Source organism: Streptomyces sp. NPDC054956 (assembly GCF_053609185.1).
Genome location: NZ_JBSGXB010000452.1, coordinates 1 through 812 on the forward strand (window position 1 = coordinate 1; position 812 = coordinate 812).

Consider the following 812-nt stretch of genomic DNA (forward strand, 5'->3'; position numbering starts at 1 on the left):
CGTGACCGCCGGTGGGACCGACCGGCGCATCCGCACCGGGCGGGCCGACCGGTGCGGTCGGCCCGTGCGGACCCGCCGGTCCGGCCGTACGGGTCCGCACGGGCGGACGGCGTTCCCGCGTCTCACCGATGTGCCGCCGCGGCCTCGGCGAAGCGCACGGCCACGGACGGCTCCGCCGCCCAGTGCGTGTGCAGGTAGCTGGCGTGCACCCCGCGCTCCACGAAGCCCTCGACCCGGCGTTCCGGATGCGTGAACCCCCAGGCCGGTGCCGCGCCCGCGCCGGGCTCGATCACCGTCCGGTGGAACTCGTGCCCGCGCAGCCGGGTTCCGGCGGGCGCGAGGACGCTGTCGGACACCGCGACCGCCTCCCGGTAGCCCAGCGTGAGCCGCTCCGACATCCGGGCGTCGGCGTCGAGCACCCCGCACATGGGCTTCCCGTCCAGCGAACGGGCCAGGTACAGCAGGCCCGCGCACTCGGCGGCCACCGGGCCGCCGGCCGCGGCGAAGCCGGCGACGGCCTCGCGGAGCCGCTCGTTGGCGGACAGCTCGGGGGCGTACACCTCCGGGAACCCGCCGCCTATCACCAGGCCGGCGGTTCCCTCGGGCAGGGTCTCGTCCCGGAGGGGGTCGAAGGTGACGACCTCCGCGCCGGCCGCCGTGAGGAGCTCCGCGTGCTCGGCGTAGGAGAAGGTGAACGCGGCCCCGCCCGCGACGGCGATGACGGGTCCCCCACCCCGCCCCTTCCCGAAACCGTGGGCTCCGCCCCCGGACCCCCCGGCCAGCAAAGACCGCCGGGCGGGTGTGGGGAGGTT

1 pseudogene is annotated in these 812 nt (G+C 77.2%); it reads right to left on the bottom strand.

What is annotated here, in order from left to right:
• Positions 1 to 122: 122 nt before the first annotated feature.
• Positions 123 to 812, bottom strand: a pseudogene (locus ACWGDE_RS36415) (cobyrinate a,c-diamide synthase); the annotation flags it as partial.